17 protein-coding genes and 1 tRNA gene are annotated in these 16,006 nt (G+C 66.6%); 4 read left to right on the top strand and 14 right to left on the bottom strand.

Annotated features, from left to right (window positions below):
* Positions 1-16: 16 nt before the first annotated feature.
* Positions 17-355 (bottom strand): P-II family nitrogen regulator, encoded by a 339-nt coding sequence (locus Q331_RS0109715; RefSeq protein WP_026380520.1) that lies wholly within the window; start codon positions 353-355, stop codon positions 17-19.
* A gap of 300 nt (positions 356-655) precedes the next feature.
* Complete coding sequence (gene tesB, locus Q331_RS0109710) at positions 656-1,528, bottom strand: acyl-CoA thioesterase II (RefSeq protein WP_026380519.1); 873 nt, start codon at positions 1,526-1,528, stop codon at positions 656-658.
* Positions 1,529-1,728: 200 nt separating this feature from the next.
* On the opposite strand from tesB, the gene Q331_RS0109705 reads away from it, so the two are divergent.
* Positions 1,729-2,955 (top strand): ubiquinone biosynthesis hydroxylase, encoded by a 1,227-nt coding sequence (locus Q331_RS0109705; RefSeq protein ID WP_026380518.1) that lies wholly within the window; start codon positions 1,729-1,731, stop codon positions 2,953-2,955.
* A 137-nt stretch (positions 2,956-3,092) separates the two neighbouring features.
* Here the strand turns inward: Q331_RS0109705 and Q331_RS23015 are convergent, their stop codons facing one another.
* The 5 genes from Q331_RS23015 to Q331_RS0109680 form a co-directional block, all read right to left on the bottom strand.
* Positions 3,093-3,710: a TetR/AcrR family transcriptional regulator gene (locus tag Q331_RS23015; RefSeq protein WP_051630960.1), complete on the bottom strand. Its 618-nt coding sequence runs from the start codon at positions 3,708-3,710 to the stop codon at positions 3,093-3,095.
* A 17-nt stretch (positions 3,711-3,727) separates the two neighbouring features.
* Complete coding sequence (locus tag Q331_RS0109695) at positions 3,728-3,958, bottom strand: Trm112 family protein (protein ID WP_084174970.1); 231 nt, start codon at positions 3,956-3,958, stop codon at positions 3,728-3,730.
* A 21-nt stretch (positions 3,959-3,979) separates the two neighbouring features.
* Positions 3,980-4,654 (bottom strand): LON peptidase substrate-binding domain-containing protein, encoded by a 675-nt coding sequence (locus Q331_RS0109690; protein ID WP_034491746.1) that lies wholly within the window; start codon positions 4,652-4,654, stop codon positions 3,980-3,982.
* Positions 4,655-4,691: 37 nt separating this feature from the next.
* Positions 4,692-5,639, bottom strand: coding sequence for a thioredoxin (gene trxA, locus Q331_RS0109685; protein ID WP_026380515.1), 948 nt, complete (start codon positions 5,637-5,639; stop codon positions 4,692-4,694).
* Between the two features lie 119 nt (positions 5,640-5,758).
* Positions 5,759-6,268: a prolyl-tRNA synthetase associated domain-containing protein gene (locus Q331_RS0109680; protein ID WP_026380514.1), complete on the bottom strand. Its 510-nt coding sequence runs from the start codon at positions 6,266-6,268 to the stop codon at positions 5,759-5,761.
* 140 nt (positions 6,269-6,408) lie between these two features.
* Between Q331_RS0109680 and Q331_RS0109675 the strand changes: the two genes are divergently transcribed.
* Positions 6,409-6,483, top strand: a tRNA-Gly gene (locus Q331_RS0109675).
* Positions 6,484-6,736: 253 nt separating this feature from the next.
* Here Q331_RS0109675 and Q331_RS23010 read toward each other — a convergent pair.
* The 4 genes from Q331_RS23010 to Q331_RS0109655 all read right to left on the bottom strand — a co-directional run bounded on the left by Q331_RS23010 (position 6,737) and on the right by Q331_RS0109655 (position 9,976).
* Positions 6,737-7,513, bottom strand: coding sequence for an SAM-dependent methyltransferase (locus tag Q331_RS23010; RefSeq protein WP_051630958.1), 777 nt, complete (start codon positions 7,511-7,513; stop codon positions 6,737-6,739).
* Positions 7,510-8,472 carry a carbon-nitrogen hydrolase family protein gene (locus Q331_RS0109665; RefSeq protein WP_026380513.1) on the bottom strand — a complete coding sequence of 321 codons (963 nt, stop codon included), beginning with the start codon at positions 8,470-8,472 and terminating at the stop codon, positions 7,510-7,512. The genes Q331_RS23010 and Q331_RS0109665 overlap by 4 nt, the downstream gene beginning before the upstream one ends.
* Before the next feature lie 195 nt (positions 8,473-8,667).
* Positions 8,668-8,979 (bottom strand): PilZ domain-containing protein, encoded by a 312-nt coding sequence (locus Q331_RS0109660; RefSeq protein WP_026380512.1) that lies wholly within the window; start codon positions 8,977-8,979, stop codon positions 8,668-8,670.
* Between the two features lie 91 nt (positions 8,980-9,070).
* Positions 9,071-9,976 carry a LysR substrate-binding domain-containing protein gene (locus Q331_RS0109655; protein ID WP_026380511.1) on the bottom strand — a complete coding sequence of 302 codons (906 nt, stop codon included), beginning with the start codon at positions 9,974-9,976 and terminating at the stop codon, positions 9,071-9,073.
* 73 nt (positions 9,977-10,049) lie between these two features.
* Here Q331_RS0109655 and Q331_RS0109650 point away from each other — a divergent pair, with 73 nt between their 5' ends.
* The gene (locus Q331_RS0109650) at positions 10,050-10,235 is read left to right on the top strand and encodes a DUF1127 domain-containing protein (protein WP_026380510.1); all 186 of its coding nucleotides are present in this window, start codon (positions 10,050-10,052) and stop codon (positions 10,233-10,235) included.
* A gap of 22 nt (positions 10,236-10,257) precedes the next feature.
* Here the strand turns inward: Q331_RS0109650 and Q331_RS0109645 are convergent, their stop codons facing one another.
* The 3 genes from Q331_RS0109645 to Q331_RS20930 form a co-directional block, all read right to left on the bottom strand.
* The gene (locus Q331_RS0109645; protein WP_026380509.1) at positions 10,258-11,850 is read right to left on the bottom strand and encodes a glucan biosynthesis protein; all 1,593 of its coding nucleotides are present in this window, start codon (positions 11,848-11,850) and stop codon (positions 10,258-10,260) included.
* Positions 11,851-11,973: 123 nt separating this feature from the next.
* On the bottom strand, positions 11,974-12,867 hold the full coding sequence (locus Q331_RS0109640; protein WP_026380508.1) for an MBL fold metallo-hydrolase: 894 nt from the start codon (positions 12,865-12,867) through the stop codon (positions 11,974-11,976).
* A 46-nt stretch (positions 12,868-12,913) separates the two neighbouring features.
* Positions 12,914-14,608: a thiamine pyrophosphate-binding protein gene (locus Q331_RS20930; protein WP_051630956.1), complete on the bottom strand. Its 1,695-nt coding sequence runs from the start codon at positions 14,606-14,608 to the stop codon at positions 12,914-12,916.
* A gap of 173 nt (positions 14,609-14,781) precedes the next feature.
* On the opposite strand from Q331_RS20930, the gene Q331_RS0109630 reads away from it, so the two are divergent.
* Positions 14,782-15,558 (top strand): succinate dehydrogenase iron-sulfur subunit, encoded by a 777-nt coding sequence (locus Q331_RS0109630; RefSeq protein ID WP_026380507.1) that lies wholly within the window; start codon positions 14,782-14,784, stop codon positions 15,556-15,558.
* Positions 15,559-16,006: the final 448 nt, after the last annotated feature.

Here is a 16,006-nt window from a genome sequence, read left to right as displayed (position 1 = left end):
TTGCAGTCCCCATGGTCTAGAGAGCCTCGTTGTCCATCTCGCCGGTGCGGATGCGCACCGCTTGCTCGATATTGACGACGAAGATCTTGCCGTCGCCGATCTGACCGCTCTTGGCGGCAGAGGCGATCGCCTCGACGGCGCGCTCGGCGCCGGCGGATTCCACAACGACCTCGATTTTCAGCTTGGGCAGGAAGCTGACGGCGTATTCGGCGCCGCGATAGATCTCCGTGTGCCCCTTCTGACGGCCGTAGCCCTTCACTTCCGTGACGGTGAGGCCCTGGACCCCGAGCCCGGTGAGGGCTTCGCGCACCTCGTCGAGCTTGAAGGGTTTGATGATCGCCATGATCAATTTCATCTCGGTCACACTCTCCCTTGGTTCGGCCAGCCGGCGGCCGGCCTGGCGACGAGCCGGAGCGCCGCCTCCGCCTGCCCGTTCCAAGAGCTGTGCCAGAATCGTGCGCTAGGAGCTAAACGTCTGATTGTGTTTGTAAAACGCGGCTAGTGCCGCGCGATTGCCAGCGCGAGCAGCAAAATTCGCCTAAAAATGCAGCAGATATGACGAGGTGCCCAATTTATGGGCGCGTTTCAGGTCGCGGCGATTGAGGGGGATTCGTGGCGCAAAACGCCTTTGCCGCCCGGCTTCAGCCGGCCCGTCTCATTCGCGCGGCGTGCGCTGACGGATGAGGCCTTCCTGGGCGACGCAGGCGATGAGCCGCCCGTCGCGGCCATAGATGGAGCCGCGCGTCAGGCCGCGCGCGGAGGATGCGGAAGGGCTGTCCTGGGCGTAAAGCATCCATTCGGCCGGATCGAAGGGCCTGAGGAACCACATGGCGTGGTCGAGGCTGGCCACCTGCATGGAGCGCGAAAAGACGCTCTTGCCGTGCGGAAACAGCGAGGTGTCGAGCAACGTCATGTCGGAGGCGTAGGCGAGCACGCATTTGCGCAGCGCCCCGTCGGGCGGCGTCGGGCCGGTGGCGCGAAACCAGACCCGCTGCTCGGGCGGCAGCGCCGTGCGGGAGATGTAATGCTGCAGATTGACCGGGCGGAACTCGATCGGCCGCTCGCGGCGCCAATAGGCCTTCACCGCCTCCGGCGCCTTGCTGGCCATCACCATCTCTTTGAACTCGGCCTCCGTCATCAGCTCTTCCGGGCCCGGCACCTGCGGCATCGGTAGCTGGTGCTCGAAGCCATCTTCCTGACGCTGGAAAGAGGCCGACATCGAAAAGATGGCCTCCCCATGCTGGACGGCGACGACGCGCCGGGTGACGAAGCTCTTGCCGTCGCGGATGCGGTCGACCTCGTAGATGATCGGCACGCTCGGATCGCCCGGACGCAGGAAATAGCCGTGCAGGGAATGGGCGTGGCGGTCCTGTGCCACGGTGCGGGTCGCCGCCACCAGCGCCTGGCCGATCACCTGGCCGCCGAAGACGCGCTGCCAGCCGACCTGCGGGCTGCGCCCACGGAAGAGGTTGTGCTCCAGATTCTCCAAGTCGAGAATGGCGAGCAGCTCTTCGATACCGTTGGTCATATTGCTCGTTCCGCGGCGGGGTCGTAAGGCGGGTAGTGCGGCCGTTTCGGCGACTGCGCGCCCCGTTTGGCCCGTCCGGTCGGTCAAGGACCGATGCCGGCGGCCAAGGTTGTCGGCGAAGGGCGCCAAGTCAAGCCGGGGTTGTGCTGAAAGCGGAATGCGCCATGTGGAGCTGGGTAGCGGCAAAGAGGTAAGCGAAGATGGCAAAGGCGAAGCGGGCAGATGTGGTCATCGCGGGCGGCGGCTCGGCGGGGCTGACGGCGGCGCTCGCCATCAAGCACGGCGCGCCGGCGCTCAGTGTCATGGTGATCGATGCCGCCGGGCCGCGAAAGGGCGGGCCTGACCAGCGCGCCTCGGCGATCGCCGCGGCCGCCAGGCGCATGCTTGCCGCTCTCGGCGTCTGGGAGAAGGCGGCAAGCGAGGCGCAGCCCATCCTCGGCATGGAGATCACCGACAGCGCCACGGGTGATGCCGTGCGGCCGATCTTTCTCACCTTCGACGAGCCGCTCGCCGATGGCGAGCCCTTCGCGCATATGGTGCCCAATGGCGTGCTCGGCGCGGCGCTGAAGGAGAGCGCGGAAAAGGCCGGGGTGAAGATCGTGGCGCCGGAGACCGTGGCCGATTTCACGGTGCAGCCGGGCGCGGTGACGCTTGCGCTCGGCTCGGGCGACAAGGTGGAGGCGAAGCTGCTGGTGGCCGCCGACGGAGTGCGCTCCGGCCTCCGCGCCAAGGCGGGTATCCATACCGTCTCCTGGCGCTACGAGCAGATGGCGATCGTCGTCAACGTCGCCCATGAGCGGCCGCATAACGGCATCGCCGTGGAGCATTTCCTGCCTTCCGGACCTTTCGCCATTCTGCCGCTTATCGGCAACCGCTGCTCGCTCGTATGGACGGAGCGCGAGACGGAGGCGAAGAAGCTCCTTGCGGAGGACGAATTCGTCGTCCAATTGGAGCTTGAGCGGCGCTTCGGCCATCATCTTGGTGCCATCACGCTGGATGGGCCGCGCCAGGGCTTTCCTTTGGGGTTGACGCTGGTGCGCGATTTCGTGCGCCCGCGCTTCGCGCTCCTCGGCGATGCGGCGCATGGCATCCATCCGATCGCCGGCCAGGGACTCAATCTCGGCTTCCGCGACGCGGCGGCGCTTGCCGAGATCGTCGTGGAGGCGAACCGCATCGGCCTCGATATCGGCGATATGGAGGTCTTGAAGCGCTATGAAAGATGGCGGCGCTTCGACACCTTCCAGATGGGCGTGACCACTGATGTCCTCAACCGGCTGTTCTCGCGTGAGAACGGCTTGCTCCGCATCGCCCGCAGCGTCGGGCTCGGCATTGTCGACCGGCTGCCGCAGCTAAAGCGCGGTTTTATCCGCGAAGCGGCCGGGCTCGGCGGTGAGCTGCCGCGGCTGATGCGCGGGGAAACGCTGTAGGCGAAGTTCGGGTTCGGCCGCGCATCGCAATCTTCATCGGCAGCACAGCGCAGCGGCCGCGCCGGTTTTCCCGCCGTCTTGCATCCTTGCAGCCAGAGGGCCGCGTGCGGCCGTCAAGCCAGCTATCTGTAAAGGGATCAGAAGGTTGTCGACCCGGCCTGTGGCGGCGGCTCGGCGAGCCTGCGGCGCATGGCTGCCAGCGCCTCCCTCAGAGGTGCCTCGTCCTGGCGCGCCTCGGCGACGGCGATGCCGCCCTGCCAGAGGGCGAGGCATTCTCCCGCCCGGGCCGCCGCCTCCTCGCCGGCAAGGCCGGCGGCGACAAGCTGCGCCTCCAGCCAGGCGCGCATATCGGCAAGCACCTTGCCGGCCCTTGCGGAGGCTTCCGGGGCCGGCAGGCGGAACTCCGCGGCGGCGCGGCGGATCGGGCAGCCCTGCACGGCCCGCATGCCGGACGATCCTTCCAGAAGCTCGATCAGGGCCGAGATGCGCTGGCGCGGATCGGCATAGAAACCGGCGAGCTCGCAAAGCGCCGCCTGCATCTCTTCCTCCATCATGGCGGCGACGGCATCGGCCAGCGCCGCCTTGGAGCGGAAGTAGTAGTAGATGTTGCCGAGGGGAATGTCGGCGGCGTTGCCGATATCGGCCAGCGAGGTGGCGGCGAAGCCCTGGCGCCAGAAGAGATCGGCGGCGGCGCTGACGAGCCTTTGGCGCGCCTCTGCGCCGCGTCGTGTTGCCGTGCCGCCTTCTGCAACCATGCCCGCTCCCCGCAGGCTCAATCTTTAAGAGGCCGCGCCTCTTCTTCAAGCAGAATCGGGATGCCCTCGCGGATCGGAAAGGCGAGCCGCGCCGCCCGGCTCACCAGCTCCTGACGCTCGCGGTCGTATTCCAGGCTCGTGCGCGTCACCGGGCAGACCAGGATCTCCAAAAGCTTGGGGTCGACGCGCCGCTCTTGCTTTTGTGGCTCCGACGAGCCGGTCGCCCCCGTATCGGCATCTTCGTTCATCTTTGCCTCTCCCCCGATGCGCTAGTGAACCGGGCTCTCACCCTCGCCGCCGGCGAGCGACAATTCGGCGATGGCGATCAGTGTCTCCGCCCGGCTCTTATGGCTCGGCGCTTCCAGAAGGGCTTGCTTCTCGGCCGGGCCCCAGGGGCTCATCATACACAAGGCCGTCAAAAGCCCGACATTGGAAGCGCGCTCCACGCTGTCCCAGTCGGCTTCCAGATCGTGCGCCGTCAGATAGGAGCGGAAGGCCCGCTCCAGCGCCGCTCGGTCGATCTCCTCCTCGCCGCGACGCGGCTCGAAATCGGCGACGAACTCCTTAAAGCAGACCTCGCAGCGCCGGTAGCCGGCGATGTCTTCCAACTCCTGGCGCACGCAAAAGCGCGCAACGCCGGTCAGCGTGATGAGATAGCGGCCGTCGCCCGTCTCTGCGATCTGGGTAAGCCGTCCGGCGCAGCCGACGCGGCAAAGGGAAGAAGGCGCGTTGCCATCCGGTTCGGCGAGAGCGGGCTGGATCATGCCGATCAGCCGTTCGCCCCGGATGGCATCATCGATCATGGCGAGATAGCGCGGCTCGAAGATGTTGAGCGGCAATTGGCCGCCCGGCAGAAGCAGGGCCCCTGAGAGAGGGAAAATCGGCATTTCGCCGGGCAGATCGGCTGGTCCGGAGTAACATCTATTGCCGGCCTGGATGGCCATGCCAAGCACCTCACAAGTGGCTTTCCCCTCTACAGAACTAGGCGAAAAGCAGCGACGACAAGCGCTGACGGAACTTCGCCGTCGCCGGCTCGTTCGGGCCCCAGACTTCGAAGAACTGCAGGAGCTGCTTGCGGGCCGCCTCTTCGTTCCATTCCCGCTCGCGGCGCACGATCTCGATGAGATGCCCGGCCGCGCCGGCGCGGTCGCCGCGGGCATTGAGAATGAGGGCGAGATCGAAGCGGGCCTGATGGTCCGCCGGATCGGCCTCCAGGCGCCGGTGCAGCTCATTGGGGTCACCGAGATCAGCCGATTGCTCGGCAAGCTCCAGCGCGGAACGGGCGGCCGCGATGGCCTCATGGTTCTCGATGGCCGGCGGCACCTGATCGAGAAGGGCGCGGGCGGTGGAAAGGTTGTTGAGAGCGATCTCGCAGCGAATGAGGCCGGCGAGTGCGGCGGCGCTTTCCGGCTCTTCCTGCAACACCTCTGCAAAGAGGCTGGCGGCTCCGGCGGGATCGTGGCCGGCAAGCTCTTTCTCGGCCGCCTCCAGCTTCGCCTCGGCGGAGGAGGGGCCGATCGGGCCGGCGATGCGCTCGATGAAGGACATCACCTGGCTTTCCGGCAGGGCGCCCATGAAGCCGTCGAGCGGCTGGCCGTTCTGGAAGGCGATGACGGCCGGGATGGAGCGGATACCGAGCTGGCCGGCGATCTGCGGATGCTCGTCGATGTTCATCTTCACCAGACGAACCTTGCCGCCGGCCTTGTTGACGGCGCCTTCCAGGATCGGCGTCAGCTGCCGGCAGGGCCCGCACCAGGGCGCCCAGAAATCGACGAGGACCGGAACGTTGCGCGAAGCGTCCAGGACGTCGGCCTGGAAATCCTGCGTGGTGGTCTCCTTGATGAGGTCGCCTCCGGCTCTGGCACCGTCCTGCGCGCCGCTGCCGGGCGCCTTCGGCTGGCCGCCGAGAATGAAACCTTGCTCGCTCATGGTCGGCTTCCTTGCTTTGTCGGCAATTTCCTGATTGCCGCCTTATGTGGCCAAGCCGGCGGCAAAAGCAATCGGGCTCAGCGTCGCCGACGCGGCGGGCCTTTGTTGCGCCCGCCGCCTCACTGCGTCTGCGAGGCGGACTGGAGGCTGAGAATGCGGGGCGGATGGCCTGTCGCCTCCAGGAAGGCGATGAGATCGCCGCGGGCGATGCGGGTCGTGGCGCTGTTGTCGAGCGGATGAAAATTGAGCTCAGCATGGGCAAGCAGCGCCTCGTCGAGGATGACCTCGACCTTCTGCTCGGCGTCGTTGATGACGGCGAAGGGGGTGACGGAGCCGGGGGTGACGCCGAGAAGCGCTTCAAGCAGCTCCGGCTTGCCGAAGGAAAGCCGCGCGGAGCCGATCACCCTGTGCAGGCTCTTCATGTCTATGTCGGCCTCCTCCTCGGCGACGAGGAGAAAGACGGCGCCCTTCTTGTCCTTCAAAAACAGGTTCTTGGTGTGACCCCCGGGCAGCTCGCCGCGCAGGCGCTGCGATTCGGCGACGGTGAACAGCGGCGGATGCTCCACGGTCTCAGTCTTGATAGCGAGCCCGTCCAGGAACGCCATCAACGCGGCGCGCGTCTTGCCCATCGGCTCCACCCCTTCCTTTCCGTGTACCCCTATCCTTCAGGCGGGCCGATGCGATCAAGCCCTTCGCTTGCATCAAGTGTTGCAAAGGCCGGGCTCTTGCGCCATATAGGCGACCGCCCCGCCAGCGGGGCTTCTCGGATGCGGGTGTAGCTCAGGGGTAGAGCACAACCTTGCCAAGGTTGGGGTCGTGGGTTCGAATCCCATCGCCCGCTCCAGATTTTCCCGTGTCCGGCCGGAGACTTGGATAACATATTCGATCTTCTCTTGGCCGGCACCCTGACAGAGCCGTAAAGCCGCCAAATCAAGCGCTCCTGCAGCTTGCGCGCCCCTTATGCGGCTTCTCACGCTTCAGCTAACCATCAGGCCGTCGGTATCGTCCGGAAAATGCGCGTGTTCGCCAGTGCCGCGACCTTCCCGGCGCTCTCACCGGACCCGCCAGGAGAAGGCCTTTCGTCGGGCGCAGCAGGCTCAACTCCCGCTGCGTCGCAGCGCCCATAGGGTAGGGATGATAGGGCCGTTGAGGAGCGCCACTTCCTCGATCTGACCGGCGACATAGGCGTCGAGGGCTTCGGCCAGTTGCGGGTTGCTTTGCTTCAACTCGCCGGCGCGCTTCGGAATCACCTCCAGCGCCAAGTCGTTGAACGCGGCCAGGGCGTCGCTGCCTTCATGCACGGCGAGGATTGCGTCGCCGAAGCGGGTGAGGGCGGCCTCTACCTCGGCCTTGCGCCGATACATGCCATAGCCTGCCGGCGCCTCAGCGCCATCTGTCAGATAGGCGTCGTCAATGACGATCAGCCCGCCGGGGCGCGTGACGGCGCGCAGTTTTTCCATGGTCTCGCCGGCGTCGCCGAGCACGGGGCCGACGGCGATCAACAGGACCGCATCGTAGCGGCTGCCTTCCGCCAAGGCGCTGCGGAGATCGGCGGCGACGAAGTGGCAGGCGTGGTGAACGCCCGCAGTCCGGGCCGCCCTCTGCGCCTCGCCGATGAAGCCGGGATGACCGTCGAAGCCTTTCACAACGGCGCCGAACTCGCGTGCCAGTCGGATCGCCAGGTCGCCGCGCCCGCATCCGAGATCAAGTACGCGCCCGCCGGGCGGGAGATTGAAGCGCCGCAGGACGGCGAGTACCTCGTCATCGGCGCCGCTCAGCGAGGGAAGATCCTGCAGCAGGTAGGGCAGATGCGGCAGAAGCACCGCGCTCGCCTCCATGGCCCCGGCGATCTCCGCTTCGAGCGAGGGCGTCATTCTTCGTCCGCCCTCTCGCCGGCTTGCGGCGCGGTGAAGGAGACGGGAGCTTGTGGGCGCGTATCGACCGTCAGGCGGAACACATCCGGCCGCGCGTAGTGGCCGACGACGTCGAAATCGTACTTGCCGCGGGCAATGGCGGCAAAATCGAGCTCGGCGAAGCGCACCGCCTCGCCCTCGAAGGAAGGCTCCACCAAAATGTTGCCGAGCGGGTCGACGATGAGGGCGCCGCCGCGCATCAACACCGTGGACGGCTCCTCGGCCTCAGCGGCGCCGTAATCGGACGGGCAATCGCCGCGGGTCAGATACTGACAGGCAGACAGCACGAAGCAGCGCCCTTCCATGGCGATCGTGCGCATGGTCGGCAGCCAGGTCTCGCGATCGTCGGCCGTCGGGGCACAATAGAGCTCGATGCCCTTGGCATACATCGCCGTGCGCAGGAGCGGCATGTAATTTTCCCAGCAAATCACCGCGCCGATGCGCCCGATGCCGGTCTCGGCGACCGGCAGGGTGGAGCCGTCGCCGAAGCCCCAGACGAGACGCTCCAGGGCCGTGGGCATCAGTTTTCGGTGCTTGCCGAGGAGGCTGCCGTCCGGGCCGAAGATAAGAGCCGTACAGTAAAGGGTGCCGCCGCCGCGCTCGATGACGCCGACGACGAGATGAAGCCCGTTGATGCGGGCGATGCGGCCGATCTCCTCCGTCTCTGGACCCGGCACGGCGATGGCGCTGTCATAGTAGCGACGGAAATCCTCGCGGCCTCCCGGTGTGCGCGAGCCGAGACGGGCGCCGAAGTCGAGGCCTTTCGGGTAGCCGCCAACGAAGGCTTCGGGAAAGACCGCGATCTCGGCTCCGCCGGCGCTTGCCTGACGCGCTAGATCCGCCAGTTTGGCAAGGGTTTTGGGCGTGTCGAAGAGAACCGTCCCGGCCTGCACGACCGCCGCCTTTACGTATCTTGTCATCCGCTCTCCATTCGCAGGCGGGGCATGGCGCCGCCTTGGCCGAGGGCGAGCGCGCCAGATTCCGCTTGCCTATGCAGGCATCTTTGTGGGCGCGGAGCAAGTGTGGCCGCATGGCGCGGCGCTGCGGGCATGGGAAAGTGATTGGCAAGGCGGCTGGCGGCCTTGGCGGGAGGCACGCGCCGCGGAAGGAACGCGCTACTCGCTCGCCAGAGCCCGGGCGGGCTGGCGGCGCGTCTTGGCAAGCGTGGCGACGGCGCTGTCGCGGATCGGGTCGCCGAAGCGCAGGCCGGCCACAAGCCCGTTCTGCCAGACAAGGGTCGCGGGAAACGTATCGTAATTGGGGATACGCAGTCGGAAACTCTCCGGCAGCGAAACGGGGCTGAAAAGTTCGATGCAAGCACCGGAGACGCTGATGTTACGGATGATGGCGCGGGCAAAAAGGCGCGGCGAGATGATCGCCGCCTGCTTGCCTATATGCAGGCGCTCGGCGCTGCGCCGGTCTTCCATGATGGAGCTTCCTCGTTCACAGGCATATGCGCCGTGAAGGCTAGCTGTTCTAATGTGACTGTGGCGTTAACCCCGTTCAGCGCCGGGAAAGTCAGTCGGCGCTGGCGGATGCGAAGTCGGCAGCCTGCTTGCCCAGCCAATCGAGGAAGAACGCCACCTTTTCTGCCGGGCGCGCATGGGCGAGTGCGACGTAGCTCTCGCCATTCTCCAGAAAGCCGTGCGGGGCGAGGAGGCGGCCGGCGGCGACATCGTCGGCGACCAGCGGCCAGGGCGCGATGGCGACCCCCAATCCGGCGGTCGCCGCTTCCAGGAGGAAGTAGAGATGCTCGTACTCGGTGCCGGGTGGCGACGGGTTGCGGCGCAAGCGCTCGGCGCGCTCCGGCCCGAACTTCCTGTGCGTCCATTCGGCCCAGTCGTGGGGGCGGGTGCGCGCGCGCAGGATCGGCAGAGCTTCAAAATCGGTCTGGACCGGGCGGGCAAGACTGGGCGCCAGAACGGGACCGATCTCGGTGGCAAAGAGCTTCAGCACGGTTTTGTCCGCCGGCCAGGGCCCGGTGCCGTGGCGGATTACGACGTCGAAATCGCCGCGCTGAAACTGCTCGTCGTTGTGGCAGGCGGTGAGGCGCACCTCGATCCTGGGATAAAGATCACGAAAGCCATGCAGGCGCGGGATCAGCCAACGCATGGAGAAGGTGCCGCCGCAGGCGATATCGAGGATCGCCTCCTCCTTGCCCGCCACCATGCGCACCGCCATGTCGAGCTGATCGAAGGCGGCGGTGAGGTGCGGCAGGAGCGTGCGGCCCGCCTCCGTCAGCCGGAGGGCGTTCTTCGGGCCCTCAAAGAGCGCCACGCCGAGGCTTTGCTCAAGCTGCTGCACCTGCCGGCTGATGGCGCTGTGGGTGACATGAAGCTCCTCGGCCGCATGGATCATCCGGCCATGGCGGCCGGCCGCCTCGAAGGCGCGCAGCGCGTTGAGCGAGGGAAGGCGTCTTCTCATGTGAAAAAACCGCACATATGTCGTGCGATCTTATCGTTTGAATCTCTTTCAATAAAGGGCTCTCAAGGACGGTATGCACAGTCATTCCGTCACATTTACGCACAAAGGCCGCGACTTGTCGCGCGGCCTTTGCCTGTGGCTCCAACGGGCGCGGCAACGGCGGCAGCTGGCCGAGCTTCCGCCCTGGCGGCTTGCCGATATCGGCATCAGCGAGGCGGAGCGGCGGCGCGAATGCGCCAAATGGTTCTGGGAGAAATAGGCGGCCGGCGGCCCGCGCCTGCTCAGCCGCTGCCGCGCAGCCGGTCGCTGTCGGGGAAGAACTGGTAGATCCAGGTTTCCGTCAGCGCGCGCTCGCCGTGCTTCAGATAGAGGCGGAGATCGAGCGGCTCGGCACCGGAAGCGTGTAGCTCGAAGGCGGCCCGGAAAAGCCCATGGCGACCGACGACGGGATAGGCGCCGGCGCGGCCGATGCGCCCGCGCGAGACATCGATGACCGGCACGACGCCGTCATCGGCGGCGAAGCGGGCAAGATCGCCGCCGGTGAAGTCGACGACGAATTGATGGGCGTTACGAGGGCGCGCCTGCCCGGGAATGCCGCCGGCGCCGATGAAGGTGTCGACGACGCGCCCGGCGCCGCTGGGAAAAGGCTCCTCGGCATTCCAGTGAAGGCGGTAGGCGAACGGGATCGCGCGGCCAGGCACGGCCTCCATCTCGGGCACCCAGTAGGCGACGATGTTGTCGTGCGTCTCGTCGCCGGTCGGGATCTCCACCAGTTGGACGGCGCCGCGGCCCCATGGCCCGCGCGGCTCCACCCAGAGCGATGGGCGAAGGTGGTAGAAGACGTTGTCGTCCTGATAATGGTCGAAATCGCGGTCGCGCTGCAAAAGGCCGAAGCCTTTCGGGTTCTCGTCGGTGAAGCTGTTGGTCATCACGGTCGGCGGGTTGTTCAGCGGGCGCCAGATGCGCTCGTCGCTGCCGGTCCAGATGGCGAGGCCGTCGGAATCGTGGATCTCCGGCCGCCAGTCGATCGCGTGGCGACGATCCTTCTGCGAGTACCAGAACATGGAGGTGAGCGGCGCCATGCCGAGCCGCTGCATCGCCTGGCGCGGATAAAGCTCGGCCTCGGTATCCATGACGACGCCGCCCTGCCGGGTGCAGTCGAAGCGGTAGGCGCCGGTCAGGCTCGGGCCTTCCAGAAGAGCATGCACGATCAGCCGGTCGCGCTCGCCCGGAACGGCCTCCAGGAAGAAGCGGGAAAAGCGGGGGAACTCCTCGCCGCTGGCAAGGCCGGTATCGATGGCAACGCCGCGGGCGGACAGCCCATATTGGCGACCGCTACCGGGGGAGCGGAAATAAGAGGCGCCGAGAAAGGAGAGCCAGTCCCAGTCAAGGCTCTCATCCATCACGCGAAAGCCGGCAAAACCGATATCCTCCGGCAGGCGGTGGGCGATATGGCCGTCGGGAATGTCGAAATAGGCTTGGCGATAGAGGATCTCGCGGGCGGTGCCGTCCTCCACGATGGAGATCGAGACCGGTTCTCGCTGGTAACGGCCGAGGTGAAAGAGCTGGATTGGCGTGCCGTCGTTGCGGGCGGGTCGGATCGTGTGGTCCTTGCGGAAAGCGATCTGGAAATAGGCGTCGTAGTCGATCTCCTGCAGGATCTCTGCGGCCACCGGTGGGGTCGCTCGCCAGGGCCGGCGGGCGAGCCTTTGCGCCACTGCCTTGAGCCGCTGGAAGGAGAAGGTCTCCGGCGACCCATAGGCGATCCCGTCCCCCTCGCCCGTCGCGGGCGCTGCCAGAGCGCTCTCGCCCAAAGAGTTGAGGGCTAGGGCGCCCGCGCCGAGGAGGGCGGCGCGGCGGGATATCTCTGCCATGGGTGTCCCGATGTCTTGAAGCTTGCCTGCCCGCTAAGCCGCCTATGCGGCGGAATGTAGGCAAGCGGCGTGAGGGCGAGAGCCGTTGCCGGGACGGCCGCGGTGTGGCGCTCCCGCGGCCGCTCAGGGGCGAAGGAAGCGCGCTTTGCGCGTTACATCGCCAGTATCGCTTCGCACCTTGCCCCTCGCGGCGAGGTCAATGAGATGGGCGAGCGTCGATTGGGCGGCTGCCTCCAGGAGGGAAGGCGAGATGCCCTGATAGATCTGCAGCACGATATCGTCGATTGAGCGCGGCTCGGGGCCGAGCGTTCCCAGGATGGCGGCCTCGCGCTGCCTGCGATGCTGCAGCAGGGCCCGCACGAAGCGTTTGGGCGCCTTCACCGGGCCGCCATGGCCGGGCCAGTAGAGCCGATCGTCGCGCTCCAGGAGGAGGCGCAGCGAGGCCATGTAGTCGCCCATATCTCCGTCCGGCGGTATGACGACGGAGGTCGACCACGCCATGACATGGTCTCCGGAGAAGAGCGCCCGCTCCTCTTGCAGCTCAAAGCAAAGATGATTGGCGGCGTGGCCGGGGGTGGCGAGCGCCGTCAGGGTGTAGCCCGGGCCTTCGATGCGTTCGCCACAGGCGAGAATGCGGTCGGGGCGGTAGGGTGCATCCGAGGCGGCGCCGACGGCGCGTGATGCCGCGTCCGATCCGGGCGCGCAGCCGAGGATGGCGGCGCCCGTCGCTTCCGCCAGCGGCGCCGCTGCCGGATAATGGTCCGGGTGGGTATGGGTGACGAGGATGTGGCTGACGCGCTCGTCTCGCACCGCGTGGCGCAGGGCGGAGAGATGCGCAGCATCGGCGGGGCCTGGATCGATGACGGCGACATCCCCCTCACCGACAATGTAGGTGCAGGTGCCGCGATAGGTGAAAGGGCCCGGATTGGGCGCGAGCACGCGGCGCACCAGTGGGGAAAGGCGCACCGTCTCTCCCGGCGCGCCCTCCAAGGCGAGATTGAACTCCGGTGCGCTCATATCACCAACTGATTCCGATTATCGTTCTCTAACAGCGATTTATCCATCAGTCGGACAACTTACTACCGCGCAGTTGGGAAAGCGTCTTCGCAGGCGTGATGGCTTCCGGATCAAGCAGGCAATGCACGATTGCTGGCTTGCCGCAGGCGAGCGCCCGCTCAAAGGCCGGGGCGAATTCCTGCGTCCTTTCCACCCTCTCGCCATGGCCGCCATAGGCCCTGGCGAGCGCGGCGAAATCCGGATTGGCCAGATCCGTCGCCGAGACGCGGTGCGGATAGCGCCCTTCCTGGTGCATGCGAATGGTGCCGTACATGGCATTGTCGACGACGACGACGACGATCGGCAGGCCGTGCTGCACGGCGGTGGCGAATTCCTGGCCGTTCATCAGAAAGCAGCCGTCGCCGGCGAAGGCGATGACGATGCGCTCAGGGAATAGGTGCTTGGCCATCACCGCGGCCGGCACGCCGTAGCCCATGGAGCCGGAAACGGGCGCGAGCTGGGTGGCGAAACGGCGAAAGCGATAATAGCGGTGGATCCAGCCGGCGTAATTGCCGGCGCCGTTGCAGATGATGGCATCCGGGGGCAGGCGCTGGCGCAGCCAGACCATCGCCTCGGCGTATTGGAAGTCGCCGGGCACCTTCAGCGGCTCCTGCGACCAGGCTAGATAGTCTTGATGCGCGGCGCCGGCTTCCTGCGCCGGGGGGCCGAAATCGAGCTCAGCCGCAGCGAGGGCGGCGAGGAAGGCGCTCGGCGAGGCCTGGATGGCAAGGCTCGGCTGGTAGACGCGGCCGAGCTCTTCCGCACCCGGATGCACATGCACGAGCGCCTGACGCGGCATCGGCACGTCAAGAAGCGTGTAGGAGCCCGACGGCATCTCCGAGAGCCTGGCGCCGAGCAGAAGGACGAGATCGGCCTCCTGAATGCGCCGAAAGAGCTTGGGGTTCGGGCCGATGCCGAGATCGCCGGCATAGTTCGGGTGATCGGCGGGAAAAAGATGGGCGCGGCGGAAGGAGGTGGCGACCGGCAGGCCCGTGCGTTCGGCAAAGGCGACGAAGCCGGCGCTTGCCTCCTCGCTCCAGCGCGAGCCGCCTAGGATGGCGACAGGCCTGCGGGCGCCGCGCATCAGTTCGGCAAGACGGCGAAGATCGGCAGGGGCGGGGGCCGCCTCGGCCGGCTCCACTTTCGGCGCATCGGCGATAACGGCCGTCTCCTCCGAAAGCATGTCCTCCGGCAGTGCGACGACGACCGGTCCCGGCCGCCCCTGCATGGCGACGCGGAAAGCGCGCGCCATCAGCTCCGGCAGTCGCGAAGCCTCATTCACCTCCACCACCCATTTGGCGATGCGGCCGAACATCTGTTCGTAATCGACCTCCTGGAAGGCCTCCCGGTGGCGCATCGCCCGTCCGACCTGGCCGATGAGCAGGATCATGGGCGTGGAATCGTGGGCGGCGACGTGCACGCCATGCGCGGCGTTGCTGGCGCCGGGCCCGCGGGTGACGAAACACACGCCCGGCCGGCCGGTCAGCTTGCCGGCGGCTTCCGCCATCATCGCGGCGCCGCCTTCGTTGCGGCAGACGAGGACCTCGATGGCGGAGCCGTGGAGTGCGTCGAGCGCGGCGAGAAAGCTCTCGCCCGGCACGCAGCTCAGCGTCCGCACGCCCTGGGCGAGAAGCTGGTCGACGAGAATCTGTCCGCCCGTGCGCCCGCGAAGGGCGGATGCGCTTTGCGCTTGATCGTTCATGGCTCGGCCATTACTCCGGCGTGCATCGGCTTTCGCTCTCTTGCGCGCATGCGCCGTTCGACGCAAGGCATGCGCGCATAAGATGCGGCGCCAGAACGCGCCACGACGTTGACGCTTTCGCATTTGCAGCACAGGTTGGCCGATCGCCGGACCCACGCACGAAGACACAGCCCATGGTTCACATCACGCTCCCCAAGAATTCCACCGTCCGTCAGGGCAAGGCCTGGCCGAAGCCCGACGGCGGCACGCTGAAGGAATTCCGCATCTATCGCTGGGATCCGGAAGACGACGCCAATCCGCGCCTCGACACCTATTGGGTCGACACGGAAGATTGCGGGCCGATGGTGCTCGACGCGCTCCTATGGATCAAGAACAAGGTCGATCCGACGCTGACGCTGCGCCGCTCCTGCCGCGAGGGCATCTGCGGCTCCTGCGCGATGAATATCGACGGCAGCAACACACTCGCCTGCCTGAAAGGCTGGGGCGAGGTGAACGGCCCGGTGAAGGTCTATCCGCTACCGCATATGCCGGTGGTGAAGGATCTGGTGCCGGACCTTACCCGCTTCTACGCCCAGCATGCGCTGATCGAGCCCTGGCTGCAGACCGTCTCGCCGATGCCGGAAAAGGAATGGCTGCAAAGCCGCGAGGACCGAGAGAAGCTCGACGGCTATTACGAATGCATCCTGTGCGCCTGCTGCACGACGGCCTGCCCGAGCTATTGGTGGAACCCGGAGCGCTATCTGGGCCCGGCCGCGCTTCTGCAGGCCTGGCGTTGGATCGCCGATTCGCGCGATGAGCGCACCGGCGAACGGCTCGACCAGTTGGAAGACCCGTTCCGACTGTATCGCTGCCACACCATCCTCAATTGCGTGCAGGTCTGCCCGAAGGGACTTAACCCGGCGAAGGCGATCGCCGAGATCAAGAAGAAGATGGTGGAGCGGCGCGTGTGAGCCGCCTTCCTGCCTAAGCCGGCGTAGAACCCGCCGGCTGGGCGCCTCCTATCTCGCATTGGCCTGAAGAGAGGTCAGGATCCGGTCTGCGATCGCCCCCGGCCCTACGGGCTTTGTCGCGGCGGGCGCTTGCTGCGTCGAACCGCTCGCCCGATGCCTCGCATCGCGCTACGCGTCTCTCCTGTCGCTCGCCTCGCGAAGACCAGCAAAACAGAAGCGGCGTCCAACAAGATGTGACACGCTCTGGCGGCATCTCACCTCCGCCGCGACCGGGCTCGCTCGATCGCTTCGGGGTCTCTGACGTTGACTGTTAAGAAGCCGTCTGGAGCGCGGTTTTGGGGCCAATGGCTTTGGCAAAGGCCTCCAGGATGAGGCGCAAGAGAAGCCTCAGCCAGCGGAGGATGAGGCGGAAGTTGTAGCCGGCGGCGGTGAGGACGGCATTGGCGTG

It is taken from the genome of Afifella pfennigii DSM 17143, assembly GCF_000688515.1.
GTDB classification, from domain to species: Bacteria; Pseudomonadota; Alphaproteobacteria; order Rhizobiales; family Afifellaceae; genus Afifella; species Afifella pfennigii.
The sequence above is the reverse complement of the archived record's forward strand: the minus strand, read 5'-3'. Positions and strand labels throughout refer to the sequence as shown.